Genomic DNA, 16,381 nt, shown 5'->3' with positions numbered 1-16,381 from the left:
TGCTCCTCTCTTACGCTTCTTGCTCTGTTGTTTCGTCTTCAATACCTAATTCTTTTTTAATCCAGTCGTAACCTTCAGCTTCTAGACGTTGTGCAAGCTCAGGTCCACCAGATTTAACGATACGACCGTTCATCATAACGTGAACGAAGTCTGGAGTGATGTAGTTTAATAAACGTTGGTAATGCGTAATCATTAGGCAACCGAAGTCTTCGCCGCGCATTTCGTTAATACCTTTAGATACAACTTTTAATGCATCGATATCAAGACCTGAGTCAATTTCGTCTAAGATTGCGATTTTTGGCTCAATCATCATTAATTGAAGAATTTCGTTACGTTTTTTCTCACCGCCAGAGAAACCTTCGTTTAAGTAACGTTGTGCCATTTCTGGATCCATTTCTAGGAATTCCATATTTTTATCTAATTTACGGATAAATTTCATAAGAGAAATTTCATCGCCTTCTTCACGACGTGCGTTAATTGCAGAACGTAAGAAGTCAGCGTTTGTTACTCCGCTAATTTCACTTGGATATTGCATTGCTAGGAATAGACCTGCTTGTGCGCGCTCATCTACTTCCATTTCTAATACATCTTCACCGTCGATGATGATGCTACCTTCTGTTACTTCATATTTTGGGTGACCCATAATTGCAGAAGATAAAGTTGATTTACCTGTTCCGTTAGGTCCCATAATTGCGTGGATTTCTCCACCTTTTACTTCAAGGTTTACACCTTTTAAAATTTCTTTGCCATCAATTGATACGTGTAAGTCTTTAACCGTTAATGTAGAACCAGCCATCTCAATACCTCCATTAATCCTATATATACATTTTAAAAATTCCTAAAACGTTCATATTCTCATTTTATTCTCATTCTAATTTTATATCAAATAAAATGATATCGCAAACGATGAAAAAAAGTAACAATTTTTTCACAAATGTATATAAGTATTTCACTTGCATCCTTATATGATACACCTTTCTTCTTATTTATATAAAGAAAAAAGGACTGGTAAATTTCCAGCCCTTTCCTTATATTTATTCACTTACCGGAAGTACAGCACCCTTATATTCTTTATTAATAAAATCTTGAATTTCTTTTGAATGCAGTACTTCTACTAACTCCTTAATTTCTTTTTTCTTCTCGTCACCTTTACGAACTGCAATAATATTTGCATACGGAGAGTCTGATCCTTCAATCGCAATCGCATCCTTTGTTGGATTTAATTTTGCGTCAATTGCATAGTTTGAATTAATAAATAATGCATCACCTTCATTATTTTCATATAACTTCGGTGAAAGACCAGGCTCTACATCTGTTTTAAACTTTAAGTTTTTCGGATTTTCTACAACATCTTTTACTGTTGCTTTCACAACATCTACACCGTCTTTTAGTTTAATAACGCCGCCTTTTTGTAACAGTGCTAGCATACGGCCACGCTCCGCTACGTTATTACTCATAATCACTGTCCCACCATCTGGTAAGTCTTTTAAGCTTTTATATTTCTTCGAATAAATACCCATTGGCTCTAAATGAATTTTTCCCGCGTTTACAATTTTATATCCTTTTTCTTGGATTTCTTTATCTAAATAAGGAATGTGTTGGAAGTAGTTCGCATCAATTTCCTTATCCGCTAACGCTTTATTTGGCAACACATAATCTTGGAATTTTTTAATTTCTAATTTAATACCCTTTTTCTCTAATATTGGCTGTGCCTTTTCTAAAATAACAGCGTGCGGCACGTTAGAAGCTCCCACAACAAGCTTATTCTCCTCTTTCCCTCCGCAAGCAGCTAATGTAAATACAGACAACGCTGTAACAACTGACAATAGAATCTTTTTCATATGATGTCCCCTTCTCCCGTATAATTATGTAGTTATAAAAAAGGCTGGCATACACCAGCCCTTTTACAGCAATTATTCTTTTACAGGAACAACTGCCCCTTTATATTCTTTATTAATGAAGTCTTCGATTTCTTTAGAATGTAATACTTCTACAAGAGCTTTAATCTCTTTCTTATCTTTATCGCCTTTACGAACAGCTACTACGTTTGCGTATGGTGAATCATTACTTTCAATTGCAATTGCATCTTTTTCTGGGTTTAACTTCGCATCAATTGCATAGTTCGAGTTAATTAAAACCGCGTCGCCTTCTTTATTGTTATACACCTGTGGTAATAAACCAGGCTCAATATCTGTTTTGAATTTCAAGTTTTTCGGGTTATCCGCAATATCTTTTGGAGTTGCTTTAACTGGATCCACCCCATCTTTAATTTTTAAAATGCCTTCTTTTTGTAAAATTGCTAAACCACGTCCATGATCAGCAACTGAATTACTCATAATAATTGTCGCTCCGTCTGGAAGTTCTTTTAAGCTCTTATATTTTTGAGAGTATACACCAATTGGCTCTAAATGAATCTTTCCTGCTACTTCAAAATCATATTTTTTATCTTTCATTTCTTTTTCTAAATACGGAATGTGCTGGAAGTAGTTTGCATCTAAATCCTTATCCGCTAACGATTTATTTGGTAATACGTAGTCTTGGAATTTTTTCACTTCTAATTCAATTCCTTTTTTCTCAAGTAACGGTTTTGCCTTTTCTAAAATTTCAGCGTGCGGTACGTTAGAAGCACCAACAACTAGTTTCTTTTCATCGTTATCTTTCCCGCCACAAGCAGCTAACCCAAAAATTGAAGTTGAAATAAGTGCTGTCAGTAATAATTTTTTCATTTGAAACATCCTCCCGTTTTTTATTATCGTTTATCTATTCGAGTCGTTACACGATCACCAATCCATTGAATGAAAAATACAACTAGTAATACACAAATTGTCGCAACGATTGTTACGTCGTTATTTCCTCGTTGGAATCCTTCTAAATAAGCAAGTGTTCCAAGGCCACCAGCACCAACAACTCCCGCCATTGCTGTATAGCCTACTAAAGCAATTGTCGTAACCGTAATACCAGATACTAATGCTGGTAACGATTCTGGAATTAACACCTTCAAAATAATTGTGCTTGTTTTTGCTCCCATCGCTTTTGAAGCTTCAATTACACCTTTATCAATTTCACGAAGGGCGATTTCAACCATTCTCGCGTAAAACGGTGCCGCTCCAATAATTAAAGCTGGAAGTGCTGCACTCGCTCCAAGAATTGTTCCAAGCAGAATCTTTGTGAATGGGATTAATAAAATGATTAAAATAATGAACGGTATCGAGCGGAAAATGTTTACGAACGCTCCAATCGCCGTGTTAACTGCTTTGTTTTCCCATAAATTATCTTTCGCTGTCATAAAGAGTAACAATCCTAAAATGAGTCCTAAAACAAATGTGGCAAGAGCTGCGATTGCCGTCATATATAACGTTTCACCCGTTGCTTCTAACATTTGATTCCAATCAACATTTGTGAGTAATTTATCCATGTGCAATCACCTCCAGCTCTACTTGATCTTGATGTATTCCCTCTATTGCTTGCTGAATCGCTGTTTCCTCACCATTTAAATGAACAACTAAACTACCGTAAGAGCCGTTATTCGTTTGTGCAATATTTCCTTGCAAAATGCTAACTTCTATATCACTGCGCTGCATTAACCTTTGAAGTACTGGTCTTTCTACCGCTTCACCGATAAACTGCAAACGAATTACTTTTCCATCTGGATATTTTTCAATTAAACTTTCAATCGTTTCATTTGTATCTTCAGAATCCGTTAACTGCTGTACAAATCGTTTCGTAATGTCTTGCTGCGGATTACGGAACACATCAAGTACTGGACCTGTTTCTACAATCTTTCCTTTCTCCATTACCGCAACGCGATTACAAATCTTTCGAATTACGTGCATCTCGTGTGTAATGAGTACAATCGTTAAACCGAGACGTTTATTAATATCTAATAATAGATCTAAAATTTGATCTGTCGTTTCTGGATCAAGAGCTGACGTTGCTTCATCACATAAAAGTACTTGCGGATTGTTAGCTAACGCTCTTGCAATCCCAACGCGTTGCTTTTGTCCTCCGCTCAGCTGAGATGGGTACGCGTCTCCTCTTCCTTCTAATCCAACAAGATGAATTAGCTCATCAACACGTTTTCTTCTCTTCGCCTTATCAACACCTGCAATTTCAAGTGGGAACTCAATATTTTCACGTACAGTTCGTGACCAAAGTAAGTTGAAGTGTTGAAAAATCATTCCGATCTCTTGTCTTGCCTTACGAAGTTCGCTTCCTGTAATCGCTGAAATGACGCGATTCGCAATTGTAATTTGACCTGAAGTTGGTTTCTCCAACTGATTGAATAATCGAATTAAAGAACTTTTTCCAGCGCCACTATATCCGATAACACCAAATATTTCACCTTTCTCTATTTTTAAATTGGCATTATCTACAGCAGTGACATCACCGCTTTTTGCTTTATATATTTTCTTTACATTCTCTAATAGAATCATGGTGTATCACCCCTTTTTTGTTTAGGTCGACTCCGCAATTTTTTATTTTTGATGCGTGTAGTCTACCGTTCTCATTACTTTTATTATTTGAATGTCCTCCACATTCAAACAACAAAAAAACCTTTCCGCTTTAGAGAAGCAGAAAGGTTTATATGCGTATATAACAACATTATCCCTCTCTCTCATCTCTCAAAGCATTTGCTTTGCAGGAATTGGCACCATTTCAACATAAGTTGACGGTTGCCGGGCTTCACAGGGCACAGTCCCTCCACCTCTCTTGATAAGAGAAATCAGATTACATTTTCGTCTGATTTGTAATTTATGAAATTGTCTATATTTTATGAATTGAATTGTATCAATATCCACACACCATGTCAACAGAAATTTTTGTAAAAAACGAAACTTCAGAATTTTAAGCTCCCACTGACATCGGTTTACATATATGAAACATCGATTCAATTAATAACATCGTTCGATACGTTCCCGAATATTGTATACGTCCATCGTTCATTAACGTTTGCAATCGTACATTGCCATTCACCAATTGTTTTACATCTTCTTCATCTACACAAACGATTTGCTCCGTTCCTCTTTCTTCTTTCAACAGTTCTATATAATCTCTTGAAATTTGTAACGAACAACTTTCATCTCCAAAGCGGAAATTAACAGTTTTTTCTCCTTGTCTTAAAAGCGGCTCTAAATGATATTGACCATTAGCGTAATTTACAAATGATTGAAGCAAAGAATATAATTCCACTCTAAATCACATCCTTCATATCACTTTCTATTACATACCATTCCCTCTCACTCAAGAGCAATCCTGTTACTTTCGCTCGACAAATACTGTAACCACCCTGCATCTCGACATATTTCCCAAGAAATATGTCGAGGCGGCAAAAACTTTGCCGCCTACTTTAATTCCGTATATAAATATTCAACCGAATGAAATGCATATATCTTCTTCATGAGTGTCCCATTTTCAAAAACAAGTAAACACGGTACACTTTCAATTCCATACTCTTTCGCGAAATGCGGAGCATAATTTAAATCTAACATCCCAATTTTCAAATCTTCAATTGTCATCTCAACGACTGTTAACATCTTTTTTGCTAATTGGCATGTTCCACACATTGGAGTATATACATATAACACTGTTTTTTCTTCGTTCTCTATTAGGGCTGTAGCTTCGGCTCCTGTCCAATCAATCACTTCTATCATTCCTTACCGTAAATATTCTGTATAAACGTCAATGTCAGCTCCCCATAATACATTTGCTAAGTGTGAAGATGGCGCTGTTGCCACTTCCCGGTACGAGCGATCAATATAAATATGCTCTGCTTGCGGAAATTCTTTTCGAAACTGTTTCCTTAACTTTTCTCCAGCATCATCAGCATCCACTAGCACATACACTTCCTTATCAAAAAACTGATCAACGAGCTCATCCATTTTCGACAAACCAATTGTACCATTTGTACAAACAATTTCCACCGGTTCACGAATAATAGATTCAATCTTTCTTCTATCTGATGTACCTTCTACAATAATGACTTTTTCTACATAAATCATATGTCATCACCCGATCACCATATACTATACAACCTTTAACTTAGTATATAGTATATTCGTTATTTTCATGTTGTTTCCTGTTTATTTTTGCAAAAGAAAAGCGGAACCGACTGCTTAGCCCTGTTGGCTAAGGTTCTTTCGCACAGAAGACGCTTTTTGTCTTCTCGTGCGGAAGGTTCTTAGACATGAAGGGCTAGGAGGTGGAGCTAAACAATGAAAAGCGCAAGCGGCTCGTTTAGATTGTGAGGGGGATGGAGCTTCTGACGTAAAGGCGCTTTTTGCCTTGCAGGAAGAAGCGAAGCCACCGAACTATCTAGCTGCTGGAGCTGGATCATAATGAAAAGCGCAAGCGGCTCGTTCAGATTACAAAGCCCTATGAAACCTTATCGAAAAACATTCATTCCCATAATAGCTTATTCATTTGCGCTCGTTTTTAAATGCATTATGTAACACAAAATAAAAAAGGACAGCACAAAGGCTGTCCTTCAGTCGACTATAATTAGTCTTGGTTTGTCATTTCTGCATATTTTTCAGCAGTTAATAACTTCTCAACTTGGCTTGCATCAGAAAGTTCAACTTTAACCATCCATGCACCCTCGTATGGAGATTCGTTAACAAGTTCTGGTTGGTCACTTAATTCTTCGTTTACTGCTACAACTTTACCGCTTACAGGTGCGTATAATTCAGAAACTGTTTTAACAGATTCTACGCTTCCGAATGGCTCGTCAGCTTCGATTGTTGCACCTACTTCTGGAAGTTCAACGAATACGATATCGCCTAGCTCACTTTGTGCAAAGTGAGTAATACCGATAACAACTTCATTACCTTCAGTTTTTACCCATTCGTGTTCTTCAGAGTAACGTAAATTATTTGGAATGCTCATGACTGTACCTCCAGTGAATGTATTAATTATGTAAAAATACCTTATTGGTACTTTTTCCACACACTTTCAAACTGCTCTTCGTTAAAACCAAGTGTTACCTTCGTTCCATCTGTTACAATTGGACGTTTAATCAACATGCCATCAGATGCTAAAAGCTCGTACATTTCGTCTTCACTTGCATCTTTTAACTTATCTTTCAGACCAAGTTCACGGTAACGCATTCCACTTGTATTAAAGAATTTTTTTAATGGTAATTCACTTTTTTCATGTAAATTACGTAAATCTTCTTTTGATGGTGGATTTTCAACAATATGAATCATCTCATATGCTACATCGTTTGCCTCAAACCATTTCTTTGCTTTTTGACATGTGCCACACTTTGGATATGAATAAAATGTTACTGTCATAAATTCACCTACTTTTTTACTAACCTTTACCTTTATCATATAGAAAACGTTTTATTATTTCAAACGATTATTCGCTAAACTTTTACTTATTTCGTGATAATTTTTAATAATCCTGCAAATTTTTTTAGATTCTTCTCTTATCACTCTCCGAACATATATCTTAAACAAACGTTTGATTAACTCCCCTTTTTTCTTTGTTAACCCTTGAGCTGTATCGCTTTCTTCCTACCGAACATACATCTTAAACAAACGTTTGATTAATTTTCTTTTTTCTTTATTAACCCTTGAGCTGCATCGTTTTCTTCCTGCCGAACATACATCTTAAACAAACGTTTATTTAACCAGTTCAGCCTATAGTCACAAAACCCGGAAACACTTTACATGACAAAGGCGTACAGATGAAAGGAACTAACGATTTTGACCGTAGTAGTGAGCCCATAAAAAAGTTATTAAGCCTATCATCAATAAAGCAAAAGTAACTGCTCCTGAGAATATGAAATTCAAATTACTGACTGAAATATAAAAAGAAGTGCCCTTGCTTAGAAACAGGAGCACTTCTTTTTTATCATCAATCTAAAGGTAAACGTATCCTTTATTAAAGCAGAAATGTATACTTTTCTACTTTTTCGTAGTTTATTTAAACTCTTTGCGGAATCGCCACTAGCTTATTTACATCATTATCGTTAGCTGAGGTTAATTATATTTTTCTACGTACTACATAAAAAGCTAAGGAACCCATAATAATAGGTGCAACTAAACTAGAAGCATATGCACTAGTAATAGTAAAAAGAGAGAGTATAAATATATAGATAAGAGATAGTCCAATAAATACAGGAATTCCAACTCGAAACTTCCTACATTGTTTTATGTTCCTGTATAACACTTCTCCAATTAGGCAAGCTACAAGATCTAATACACTACCAAATATGATGAGAATTACAATAAATCCAACTATGTTAGGTAAACCATTCTCGTTAGAATAACTAGGATCCGAAATATACGGTATTAAGAACCATATAATAGTAAAAGTAAGCAGGCTTGTAGCATAACTAATTAAAAATTCCCTCAACGTAATCATCCCCATAAATTTCTAATATTATCTTCATTGTATGGCATAATGCTCTATCATTGATAGCAAGACTACCATCCACAAAATTGCTAATTGCATGAAATAAAAAAGACGCATTTAAATAGATGCGTCTTTTGGCGATGTTTCTTTTGTGAAATCATATAAAGCAATTGCGCCTAAAATAACCAATATACTTTCAGGGGCATCTAACAAAATAGTTCTCCAAGTTTCTGATACTGCCCATTTAATACCTGCCGCTGATTCAAGATATGTTTGAAAATAACTGATTGTAAAATCAATTACAAATAAACATACAAGTAATGTTAGACCGAATCGAATTAATTTCTTATTTTTAAACATGTAACACCTCTCAAAATTCATTGGATATTTCTAATTTTAGTTCATTACATATAAAAATCTCTATATTTAATTTTAACATACAAAAATTCCAAATAAATACAATATTCATATTTGCATATTTCGTGTATATTGAGGAATTACTGTTAATAAAAAAGCCCTACTAGTAACCTCATAAAAATGGAATCATTTGGACCATTATATAACCAATTCCTGAATGCAAAATAAAGGAGAAACCTTGTTTACAGGCTTCTTCCTCATCTATTCAAATAATCTGCAATTGTTTGAAATACGACGATATACATATTATGAATACTTTCTTCTGTATTTCCGCCATTAGATAAACCAACTGCCCATTGTTGTCCTTCACCACTTCCGATATTTGCAAACCCTTGCGTATACATCGCATTTACATCTTTTCGGGCACTGTTATACTCTATCCCTTTTGTAATAAAAATCGAATATGATTTATCTTGTAAACCGATAAAAAATACTGGTTTCTTTAGTGATGAAAATACATTTTTATATTGCTCTGTTGAGGCTTCTTGAAAGTGATCTTTCATTATTAGAAAACCATCTACTTCCTTAGATTTCTTTTCCAGTTCCTCTAACTTTATTTCCTCAAACTTTACATTCCTAAACGTATCTTTCGGTTTTTCTCCAACAACTCCAATTACGAGTGCTCTTCCGTTATATTCTAATTTCTCTCCTTCTTTATCCTTTGCACACCCAGCACCGACTAGGCATATGAATATAAAAACTAAGAAATACGATAAACGCTTCATTTAGCACCCTCCCCTTCTTTTCAGTCAAGTGACAAAAACGTAAGGTTCATTCAAGAAAATGTAAGTAAAATCGATAGCCCAAATTGCGTTTCTATATTATAATCAATTGAATTTACTTACATTACTAAACATAGGAGATTATCATGAAGAAATTTAAACTTTCATCTTTTCTTCCGTTAAGTTATATACTTCTACTCGTACTCGTAAGTCCCCTTTACGATGTATTAAATAAATCGACTGTACACGCAGTAGATGTCACAACTGTAGTAGATGATTGGATTCCATTTGTGAAAGCATTTATTATTCCTTATTTAATTTGGTTTCCTTACTTATACGGCGCACTTATTTATTACTGCTTTGCAGATCGAAAACAATATTATGTCACTTTAAGTAGTATCATTCTTGGAAAACTTGCTTGTTTTTCTATTTATTATTTTTGGCAAACAACTGTACCACGTCCAACCGTCGTTGGAACAGACGTATTTTCCGAACTAGTCCGCTATATTTATAGTATCGATCAACCGGTGAACTGTTTCCCTAGCATTCACGTTCTTACTACCTTTATCATTATGTTAGCTGCCTTTAGACGTAGAGAACAACATGCTTTTGAATATTACATTCTTACCTTCTTCGGTACGCTTATTATTTTATCAACGCTATTTACGAAGCAACACGCATTTGTAGACGCCATTTCTGGAATGACGCTTGCAAGCATACTCTACTTCGGCGTTCAGCTTTTATTAGCAAAAGAAACCGTACGTGTTCCAGTAAAACAAAATCATAAAATGTAAAAAGCAGACTGTGGCTTCTCAGTCTGCTTTTCTCTATATAAAAGGAGATTTTCAAGTTAAGATTGCGGTACAGTCATATCACCAGAGTGAATACGACCTGCTTTTTTAAGAGCAATGTAAAGTATATAAGAAACAGCTACTGGAATGACGATATAAGTGATTACCATCGCTGGGACAACTTCCCATCCTTCGCTGGAAATTAAATTAATTGGTGCGATAAGAGAACTTAATCCAAGACCTGCAATTTCTTTTCCTGCTTCCAGTTGGAAAATTAATGCGGATACTGGACCAACTATCGCACTGGCGACGACAGTTGGGACGAGAATCATTGGATTTTTAGTGATATTTGGCAACTGTACTTTCGGAGTACAAAGTGCTTGAGCTAATATGCCACCTAAATTATTTTCTTTCGCTGAGATGACAGAGAATCCGATAAACTGAGCAACGCAGCCTGCAAGAGCAGCACCACCTGCAACACCGTCTAAGCTAAGTGCGATCGCTAACGCAGCTGATGAAGCTGGAGAGATAAGTAATAGTCCCCAAACGACTGCAATGACGATAGAAGCGATAAACGGGCTACCAGCTGAACTATCTTTAATGAATGCTCCAACTGCATTTAAAACAGGAGTAATATTATGAGATAACCAAATACCGACTAAACCAGAACCTAATATTGCCGCAAATGGAACGAGCATCATATCTAACGCAGTTTTTCCACTTAAACGTTTACCAATATATACAGCTAAAGTCGCTGTTAATAATGCACCGATTGGCTCACCTGTTTTAATAATTAGACCTGCTTCAGTAATTGAAATGGATCCGGCACCAATTGCTCCAGCTACCATAGCTGAGAAGATTACAAGACCGTTTGCACCGAGCATAAAAGCAATTCCAGCACCAATGGCTGGTGCCATAAGTGATTTTGCAACAACTCCGATTGTAATAAGCAACGGAATATCAACAATTCTTCCTATATTTTCGATTAGTAAACCAATTCCAAGGGATACGAAAATACCTTGTGCGATTCCAGCTGATGCTTTAAATACACGAGACATTATATATTCCTTCATTTGTTTCACCTTCTCCTATAAGTTAGTAGCCAATTGTTTTCATATAATCACGTAAAATGTCGTTTGATTTTGCGAATCGAGATTCTTCATCCTCCGTTAAATTTAGTTCTACAATTTCTCTTATACCATCTCTAGTAATAATAGCTGGCACTCCTGTACAAATATCATATTCACCATACTCACCATCTAAAATAGCTGATACAGCAATGACACGGTGATCATCGTTAAAGATTGAGTTTGCAATATATGCTAGAGAATTTCCGATTCCGTAATAAGTAGTACCTTTTCGTTTATAAATTTCCCATCCGGCTTTCGCAGTCTTCTCAACGATTTCATCTAAATCTATTTCACCAAATCGTTCTTTTTGTTCTTCTAATATTTGCAGAATTGGTTTTCCACCAACAGTTACGTGTGACCAAGCAACCATTTGAGAATCACCATGTTCTCCTAATGAATACCCATGAATACTACGAGGATCTACATGTAACATTTCAGATAAAATTGTTCGTAAGCGAGAAGAATCTAGTGATGTACCAGTACCGATCACACGATTTCTAGGTAATCCAGATAATTTCCACACTTGATATGTAATAATATCAACTGGGTTTGATGCAAGTAAGAAAATACCATCAAATCCACTTTCCATTACGCCGCCAACAACACTTTCCATAATCTTTGCGCTTGCTCCTAAAGTATCTAAGCGACTTTGTCCTGGCTTTGGTGCTGGTCCTGCTGTAATAATAACGATGTCCATATCTTTGCAGTCTTCATAGCTTCCTGCATATACTTTTGTTCTTGTATTTGTAAAGTTAATGCAGTGTGATAAATCCATTGCTTCCCCAACTGCACGTTCATGATTTATATCAATTAATAATAGCTCTTCGCAAATGCCTTGATTGACAATGGAATATGCACAACTTGATCCAACTAATCCAGTACCGATAATTGCAATTTTTCTTGTATGTCTTTTCATAGCAATCTCTCCTAATTGATCATATAATCTATTTCTTTTGTTCTTTACACCCTTAATTATAGAGATTCCCACGATAGAAACCATGGATACTTTGTGAAATATTGAACAAAGTTTTTGTCCTTTTTGTGAATTGCCATATTCCATTTTCGTCATATTTGTTACAACTGGAAAAATATTTATTATGTATTTATTGACATATACAAAAAGAAAACGAGCAAATAGATTCGCTCGTTTTCTTTTCCCTGTTATTCCGCACTTAATTGGCTTTTTAATTGTTGTACAATCATCGGATTTGCAGGTGCTGCCGGCTTGTAATAACTCTTTTGCTTTGCGTACTCATACATATTACGTTGGCGCATTTCATCTTGATTACGAATTTGAATTAACGTTTGGTGTAACTGTTCATTATCAGACTGAGCAATATAATTTGCATAACTTGTTAAACTTGCATTTAATCCTGCTAAATAATCATTTACCATATCTTTTTCATTCATGTTCTGCTTCCTCCTATCCTAGAAAAGTCATTAATTGTTGCTTCGTATTTCGTGCATCTTGCGCATCTTTTTGTAGCATTTGTTTCAGTTGTGGATCTGTACACGTCTGTGCATACTGCTCCAATTTGTTAATAATTGTTGCGTGTCCACCAATTAAATGACGTAAGTTTTCTACTTCAAGCTCTGTTAAATTTTGCATAGGATACTCCTACCTTTCTTTATTCTTTCACTGTTAGTATTTAGCTATTTTTTGATTGTATACATGAATTAACTTTTTCACGTGCATACAAAATAAAAGATGAATAGCTAAGCCATTCATCTTTTATACTGGTTATGTATTTATTTTTATAGAGATACAATCATACTTATACTCACAAGTAAGTTCCATACAATGTGTAAAATAATACTAGGTATAATAGATTGCGTCTTTTTGTATAACATTGCAAATACCATTCCCATAATCGTTGCCGTAATTAGAAGACCTCCATGAAGAATTCCAAAAATGAAGGAAGAAATAATGATACTAACTAAAAAATTATATTTCTTTTCTAAAAATCGATATAAAATACCTCGAAATAGAATTTCTTCTTTAACCGGTGTAATGATAGCAACACTTAACACATATATAATACTTTGTATGCTATTTTGAAGCCCTAAACTCCCTAATTGTTCCTTTTGTTCTGCTGCGCTTTCAAAACTAAACACATGTAACATTAAATATTGTGATACTGCAATGATAATAAAACCAATTAATAGATATAAATATGTCTTCCCACTCTTCAAAACGGATACATCCCAAATGTATTTAATAAAATGAAGAACCGGTTTATAAGCTAATAAAACGATAGCAACAACAATTGCATCGAATAAGAGTAAATAATAACCTTCTAAATTAGTACTTAATACTGCTTCTCCATAAATCCCAAAGGCTAAACTAAGGAATAATCCTCCTAGGAGTGAAATCCCTATAATCATTGCTATCATTACAAATAGATTTTTATATGTTATATTCTCGATTTTCCTTTCCACACTATACGCTTCTAACACTGTTTTACTCACAGTATCCCTCCAGTTATTCTCATTTATCTTATTAAAATCCTTAAATTGAAATATAAAGATAATATAACAAATTTTACAAAAAGAATAATATGCAATTTTACATATTATGAAAACTTTATATTTTATAGTTTTAGGAATAGAATCGCTATGCAATAATTATTATATGAAATTTCAAAAAAACACTTTCTATCCACAGTAACCCTCGCATCATATAAAACCTATTAGTTAAAGGAGCAACAAACATGAAAACACATGACTTCCTTACAGAAATCCAGAAGGGTTCTGAGCCTAGTCCATATCAAGATCCTATCGTATTCAGTTTCGTTTGCTTTTTCTTGGCCATATACACATTTTTCAAACCTGCAAAATAATATCATGTAACAAGAAAGAGCCTCTAAACCACTAGAGGCTCTTTCTCATCTAATCTTTTGGACTCATACGCACTAAAAAACCTTAGAATCGCTTCTAAGGTTTCCGGCTATCCATATTCAAGACACTATACTGATGAGCAACGAAAAAATTAATAATATAACTACCAACCCGCCGATTATTCTTGCTATAAATTTCTTTTGTTCGCCCGCACTTGAAACGATAAAACGGAAATATAATATACCACCTATCGCAATAAGAATACATTCCAATATGATACTAATAGCCGGAAATCTCCACAATCCAAAACCAAGCATAGGTAAATCCCCGTAATTGCCCGGAAGTAACGGCAAATCAGCACGGTGCACAAGTAAATCTAAAATCCAATGACTAAAAACTACAGCTCCAATAACAAAGCCATTTCGCTTTCCCCACAGCCTCGTACCGACTATTCCTGCAACAAAAGCAATAAACAGTGCTCCTATTAAAGAGTGTGTGTAATCCGCATGAATGATTGCTTCACCATAACTATTCCTATTAATAGGTTCAATTGTCTCTACTCCTAAAATATAAAGTGGCAAAAAAATGACATCCAACAATTGTGAGCTTAACATGAGAACCCAAAGTGGTAATTTAGGTGATTTGGCTTTTACTACTGCCGCTAAGCCAAAATGTCCTGCAAACATTTCACTTCACATCCTTTTGTCATTGTCCCTCCAGCAAATCAAAGCCTACTATATAAAAAGCATGCTCAGCGACAAATTCATGTTTTTCTCCTCTTATTCACTCTCTCATTCCACGTAATCCTTTAATAAACGTTTCCAACAATACATGTAAACTTGTATCTAAATCTAATGGCAGACCAAATCCGCCCTGCTGTTCAATCGACGCAAATCCATGACAAATACTTCTGAATCCACGTGTCGCATGAAGTGCATTCTCTCCTTCTAAGCCGTACTGTTGTAAAACTTGAAGACAAAGCTTTACAATTCCGTCACCTGCTTTTCTTACTTCTTCATCTCGTGAAAAAGTTGCTTCATACAGTCCAGGATGTTTACGTACGAATGCTACATACGCTTCTCCTAAAGCATGAATTGCTTCATCCATTCGTTTACCCTCGGCCGCTTCTTCCAGTTTGTTATACAGCTGTTTGATTCCGTAAATACCAAGATGTTTCCGTACATCTTGTAAACCTTTCACATGATTGTATAGCGAGGGTGAACGTACCCCTAATGTTTGCGCTAATGAAGCTAACGTTACTTCTTGTATTCCATTTGTATCTGCAATTTCTGCTGCTGTTTCTACAATTTTCTGTAATGTAAGTCCGATTCTCGGTGACATAAATTAACCCTCTTTTCTACTTTCTATATTCCGCTTCGCTTCCTTAATAGCAAGCTCTATAATAGCACCTGGATCCTTTATCATTTTCCCATGTCCTGCCGCAAGTAAGGAAGGCTCATATTCTCTTAACTTCTCTGCACTTTGTAATGATATTTCTTTACTCCACGTTGCCATCGCAGGAAACGGAAACCAAAATTTCATTTGTCCCGAAACAGCCGTACCTCCTCTTGTTTGAAATGCATCTCCAACAATAAGAGCTTTATTTCTTATATCAAGAAACGACATGGAGCCCGGTGTATGTCCCGGTGTCATAATAGCAAGCAGCGATCCAACTCGGTCACCATCTTCTAATAAAATATCAGGTACCGTTTTTATCTTTTTAGGTACACCGCCTTTTATTGGCGTATTTGGTTCATCCTTTTGTAACGTCGTATCTCCTTCTAACAGCTTTGCGTCCCGCTTAGAAATATAGACTGGAACATGAGGAATTACTTCCTTTAATGCGTCTAATGCACCGATGTGATCATCATGCGCATGTGTTAATACAATCTTAGTAATTGGTTTCCCTATTTTCTCAGCCGCCTGCAAGATCCCTTTTGCGCTATATGGTAAAGCAGCATCAATTAAAGTTAAACCATCTTCTTCCTCCACAAAGTAACAATTCACAGGAAACACTCTTGGCAAAAATGACAATTGATATACCGTTTTTTCATGCATCATTCTCATATTCCCATCTCCCTCTTTACAAAAACTAATACCATTAGTTTTATTATACTAATGGTAT

Annotated in this window: 22 protein-coding genes and 1 riboswitch; of the genes, 1 reads left to right on the top strand and 21 read right to left on the bottom strand. The window is 35.4% G+C overall.

The window, feature by feature from the left end; genetic code table 11:
* Positions 1–10 precede the first annotated feature (10 nt).
* The 13 genes from sufC to QCI47_RS02400 form a co-directional block, all read right to left on the bottom strand.
* Positions 11–796, bottom strand: a complete 786-nt coding sequence (gene sufC / locus QCI47_RS02460) for a Fe-S cluster assembly ATPase SufC (RefSeq protein ID WP_000929157.1) — start codon at positions 794–796, stop codon at positions 11–13.
* A 238-nt stretch (positions 797–1,034) separates the two neighbouring features.
* The gene (gene metQ, locus QCI47_RS02455; protein ID WP_000722401.1) at positions 1,035–1,841 is read right to left on the bottom strand and encodes a methionine ABC transporter substrate-binding lipoprotein MetQ; all 807 of its coding nucleotides are present in this window, start codon (positions 1,839–1,841) and stop codon (positions 1,035–1,037) included.
* 72 nt (positions 1,842–1,913) lie between these two features.
* Positions 1,914–2,726 (bottom strand): methionine ABC transporter substrate-binding lipoprotein MetQ, encoded by an 813-nt coding sequence (gene metQ / locus QCI47_RS02450; protein ID WP_000735115.1) that lies wholly within the window; start codon positions 2,724–2,726, stop codon positions 1,914–1,916.
* Positions 2,727–2,749: 23 nt separating this feature from the next.
* Positions 2,750–3,415 carry a methionine ABC transporter permease gene (locus tag QCI47_RS02445; protein ID WP_000359556.1) on the bottom strand — a complete coding sequence of 222 codons (666 nt, stop codon included), beginning with the start codon at positions 3,413–3,415 and terminating at the stop codon, positions 2,750–2,752.
* Entirely contained in the window at positions 3,408–4,433 is a 1,026-nt protein-coding gene (locus tag QCI47_RS02440; RefSeq protein WP_000601776.1) for a methionine ABC transporter ATP-binding protein, read from the bottom strand. The genes QCI47_RS02445 and QCI47_RS02440 overlap by 8 nt, the downstream gene beginning before the upstream one ends.
* Before the next feature lie 179 nt (positions 4,434–4,612).
* A riboswitch (SAM riboswitch) is annotated at positions 4,613–4,720 on the bottom strand.
* A 125-nt stretch (positions 4,721–4,845) separates the two neighbouring features.
* Positions 4,846–5,190 carry a hypothetical protein gene (locus QCI47_RS02435; RefSeq protein WP_000424933.1) on the bottom strand — a complete coding sequence of 115 codons (345 nt, stop codon included), beginning with the start codon at positions 5,188–5,190 and terminating at the stop codon, positions 4,846–4,848.
* 152 nt (positions 5,191–5,342) lie between these two features.
* Entirely contained in the window at positions 5,343–5,651 is a 309-nt protein-coding gene (locus QCI47_RS02430) for a thioredoxin family protein (protein WP_001998544.1), read from the bottom strand.
* A 3-nt stretch (positions 5,652–5,654) separates the two neighbouring features.
* Positions 5,655–5,999, bottom strand: a complete 345-nt coding sequence (locus QCI47_RS02425; protein ID WP_000640869.1) for a toprim domain-containing protein — start codon at positions 5,997–5,999, stop codon at positions 5,655–5,657.
* Between the two features lie 499 nt (positions 6,000–6,498).
* On the bottom strand, positions 6,499–6,882 hold the full coding sequence (gene gcvH / locus QCI47_RS02420; RefSeq protein ID WP_000026900.1) for a glycine cleavage system protein GcvH: 384 nt from the start codon (positions 6,880–6,882) through the stop codon (positions 6,499–6,501).
* Between the two features lie 41 nt (positions 6,883–6,923).
* Positions 6,924–7,289 carry an arsenate reductase family protein gene (locus tag QCI47_RS02415; RefSeq protein WP_000218967.1) on the bottom strand — a complete coding sequence of 122 codons (366 nt, stop codon included), beginning with the start codon at positions 7,287–7,289 and terminating at the stop codon, positions 6,924–6,926.
* A gap of 697 nt (positions 7,290–7,986) precedes the next feature.
* Positions 7,987–8,358 carry a hypothetical protein gene (locus tag QCI47_RS02410; protein ID WP_001206596.1) on the bottom strand — a complete coding sequence of 124 codons (372 nt, stop codon included), beginning with the start codon at positions 8,356–8,358 and terminating at the stop codon, positions 7,987–7,989.
* Between the two features lie 117 nt (positions 8,359–8,475).
* The gene (locus QCI47_RS02405; protein ID WP_000475829.1) at positions 8,476–8,718 is read right to left on the bottom strand and encodes a DUF3937 family protein; all 243 of its coding nucleotides are present in this window, start codon (positions 8,716–8,718) and stop codon (positions 8,476–8,478) included.
* 254 nt (positions 8,719–8,972) lie between these two features.
* Positions 8,973–9,500 (bottom strand): hypothetical protein, encoded by a 528-nt coding sequence (locus QCI47_RS02400; protein WP_000826892.1) that lies wholly within the window; start codon positions 9,498–9,500, stop codon positions 8,973–8,975.
* A gap of 143 nt (positions 9,501–9,643) precedes the next feature.
* Between QCI47_RS02400 and QCI47_RS02395 the strand changes: the two genes are divergently transcribed.
* Positions 9,644–10,291, top strand: coding sequence for a phosphatase PAP2 family protein (locus QCI47_RS02395; protein WP_000713754.1), 648 nt, complete (start codon positions 9,644–9,646; stop codon positions 10,289–10,291).
* A 56-nt stretch (positions 10,292–10,347) separates the two neighbouring features.
* Here QCI47_RS02395 and QCI47_RS02390 read toward each other — a convergent pair whose 3' ends face one another.
* From QCI47_RS02390 to QCI47_RS02355, 8 genes are all read right to left on the bottom strand, one after another.
* Entirely contained in the window at positions 10,348–11,361 is a 1,014-nt protein-coding gene (locus tag QCI47_RS02390) for a PTS sugar transporter subunit IIC (protein ID WP_000666170.1), read from the bottom strand.
* A 22-nt stretch (positions 11,362–11,383) separates the two neighbouring features.
* Positions 11,384–12,334, bottom strand: coding sequence for an L-lactate dehydrogenase (locus QCI47_RS02385; protein ID WP_000820657.1), 951 nt, complete (start codon positions 12,332–12,334; stop codon positions 11,384–11,386).
* A gap of 245 nt (positions 12,335–12,579) precedes the next feature.
* On the bottom strand, positions 12,580–12,828 hold the full coding sequence (locus QCI47_RS02380; protein WP_001002987.1) for a spore coat protein: 249 nt from the start codon (positions 12,826–12,828) through the stop codon (positions 12,580–12,582).
* A 13-nt stretch (positions 12,829–12,841) separates the two neighbouring features.
* Complete coding sequence (locus QCI47_RS02375; protein ID WP_001180555.1) at positions 12,842–13,027, bottom strand: hypothetical protein; 186 nt, start codon at positions 13,025–13,027, stop codon at positions 12,842–12,844.
* 146 nt (positions 13,028–13,173) lie between these two features.
* Positions 13,174–13,887 (bottom strand): CPBP family intramembrane glutamic endopeptidase, encoded by a 714-nt coding sequence (locus tag QCI47_RS02370; RefSeq protein WP_098671675.1) that lies wholly within the window; start codon positions 13,885–13,887, stop codon positions 13,174–13,176.
* A 488-nt stretch (positions 13,888–14,375) separates the two neighbouring features.
* The gene (locus QCI47_RS02365; RefSeq protein WP_061131766.1) at positions 14,376–14,942 is read right to left on the bottom strand and encodes a hypothetical protein; all 567 of its coding nucleotides are present in this window, start codon (positions 14,940–14,942) and stop codon (positions 14,376–14,378) included.
* Positions 14,943–15,039: 97 nt separating this feature from the next.
* Positions 15,040–15,597: a TetR/AcrR family transcriptional regulator gene (locus QCI47_RS02360; protein ID WP_309422184.1), complete on the bottom strand. Its 558-nt coding sequence runs from the start codon at positions 15,595–15,597 to the stop codon at positions 15,040–15,042.
* A gap of 3 nt (positions 15,598–15,600) precedes the next feature.
* On the bottom strand, positions 15,601–16,323 hold the full coding sequence (locus QCI47_RS02355) for an MBL fold metallo-hydrolase (protein ID WP_071742148.1): 723 nt from the start codon (positions 16,321–16,323) through the stop codon (positions 15,601–15,603).
* Positions 16,324–16,381: the final 58 nt, after the last annotated feature.

Source organism: Bacillus cereus group sp. RP29 (genome assembly GCF_040459765.1).
Classification (GTDB): Bacteria; Bacillota; Bacilli; order Bacillales; family Bacillaceae_G; genus Bacillus_A; species Bacillus_A paranthracis.
The sequence above is the reverse complement of the archived record's forward strand: the minus strand, read 5'-3'. Positions and strand labels throughout refer to the sequence as shown.

Coding starts and splice junctions, on each gene's coding strand:
- QCI47_RS02440 (WP_000601776.1), bottom strand. CDS start 4,433: ATGATTCTATTAGAGAATGTAAAGAAAATATATAAAGCAAAAAGCGGT.
- QCI47_RS02375 (WP_001180555.1), bottom strand. CDS start 13,027: ATGCAAAATTTAACAGAGCTTGAAGTAGAAAACTTACGTCATTTAATT.
- QCI47_RS02380 (WP_001002987.1), bottom strand. CDS start 12,828: ATGAATGAAAAAGATATGGTAAATGATTATTTAGCAGGATTAAATGCA.
- QCI47_RS02390 (WP_000666170.1), bottom strand. CDS start 11,361: ATGAAGGAATATATAATGTCTCGTGTATTTAAAGCATCAGCTGGAATC.
- QCI47_RS02415 (WP_000218967.1), bottom strand. CDS start 7,289: ATGACAGTAACATTTTATTCATATCCAAAGTGTGGCACATGTCAAAAA.
- QCI47_RS02445 (WP_000359556.1), bottom strand. CDS start 3,415: ATGGATAAATTACTCACAAATGTTGATTGGAATCAAATGTTAGAAGCA.
- QCI47_RS02395 (WP_000713754.1), top strand. CDS start 9,644: ATGAAGAAATTTAAACTTTCATCTTTTCTTCCGTTAAGTTATATACTT.
- QCI47_RS02360 (WP_309422184.1), bottom strand. CDS start 15,597: ATGTCACCGAGAATCGGACTTACATTACAGAAAATTGTAGAAACAGCA.
- QCI47_RS02430 (WP_001998544.1), bottom strand. CDS start 5,651: ATGATAGAAGTGATTGATTGGACAGGAGCCGAAGCTACAGCCCTAATA.
- QCI47_RS02425 (WP_000640869.1), bottom strand. CDS start 5,999: ATGATTTATGTAGAAAAAGTCATTATTGTAGAAGGTACATCAGATAGA.
- QCI47_RS02365 (WP_061131766.1), bottom strand. CDS start 14,942: ATGTTTGCAGGACATTTTGGCTTAGCGGCAGTAGTAAAAGCCAAATCA.
- QCI47_RS02385 (WP_000820657.1), bottom strand. CDS start 12,334: ATGAAAAGACATACAAGAAAAATTGCAATTATCGGTACTGGATTAGTT.
- QCI47_RS02405 (WP_000475829.1), bottom strand. CDS start 8,718: ATGTTTAAAAATAAGAAATTAATTCGATTCGGTCTAACATTACTTGTA.
- metQ (WP_000735115.1), bottom strand. CDS start 2,726: ATGAAAAAATTATTACTGACAGCACTTATTTCAACTTCAATTTTTGGG.
- sufC (WP_000929157.1), bottom strand. CDS start 796: ATGGCTGGTTCTACATTAACGGTTAAAGACTTACACGTATCAATTGAT.
- gcvH (WP_000026900.1), bottom strand. CDS start 6,882: ATGAGCATTCCAAATAATTTACGTTACTCTGAAGAACACGAATGGGTA.
- QCI47_RS02355 (WP_071742148.1), bottom strand. CDS start 16,323: ATGAGAATGATGCATGAAAAAACGGTATATCAATTGTCATTTTTGCCA.
- QCI47_RS02400 (WP_000826892.1), bottom strand. CDS start 9,500: ATGAAGCGTTTATCGTATTTCTTAGTTTTTATATTCATATGCCTAGTC.
- metQ (WP_000722401.1), bottom strand. CDS start 1,841: ATGAAAAAGATTCTATTGTCAGTTGTTACAGCGTTGTCTGTATTTACA.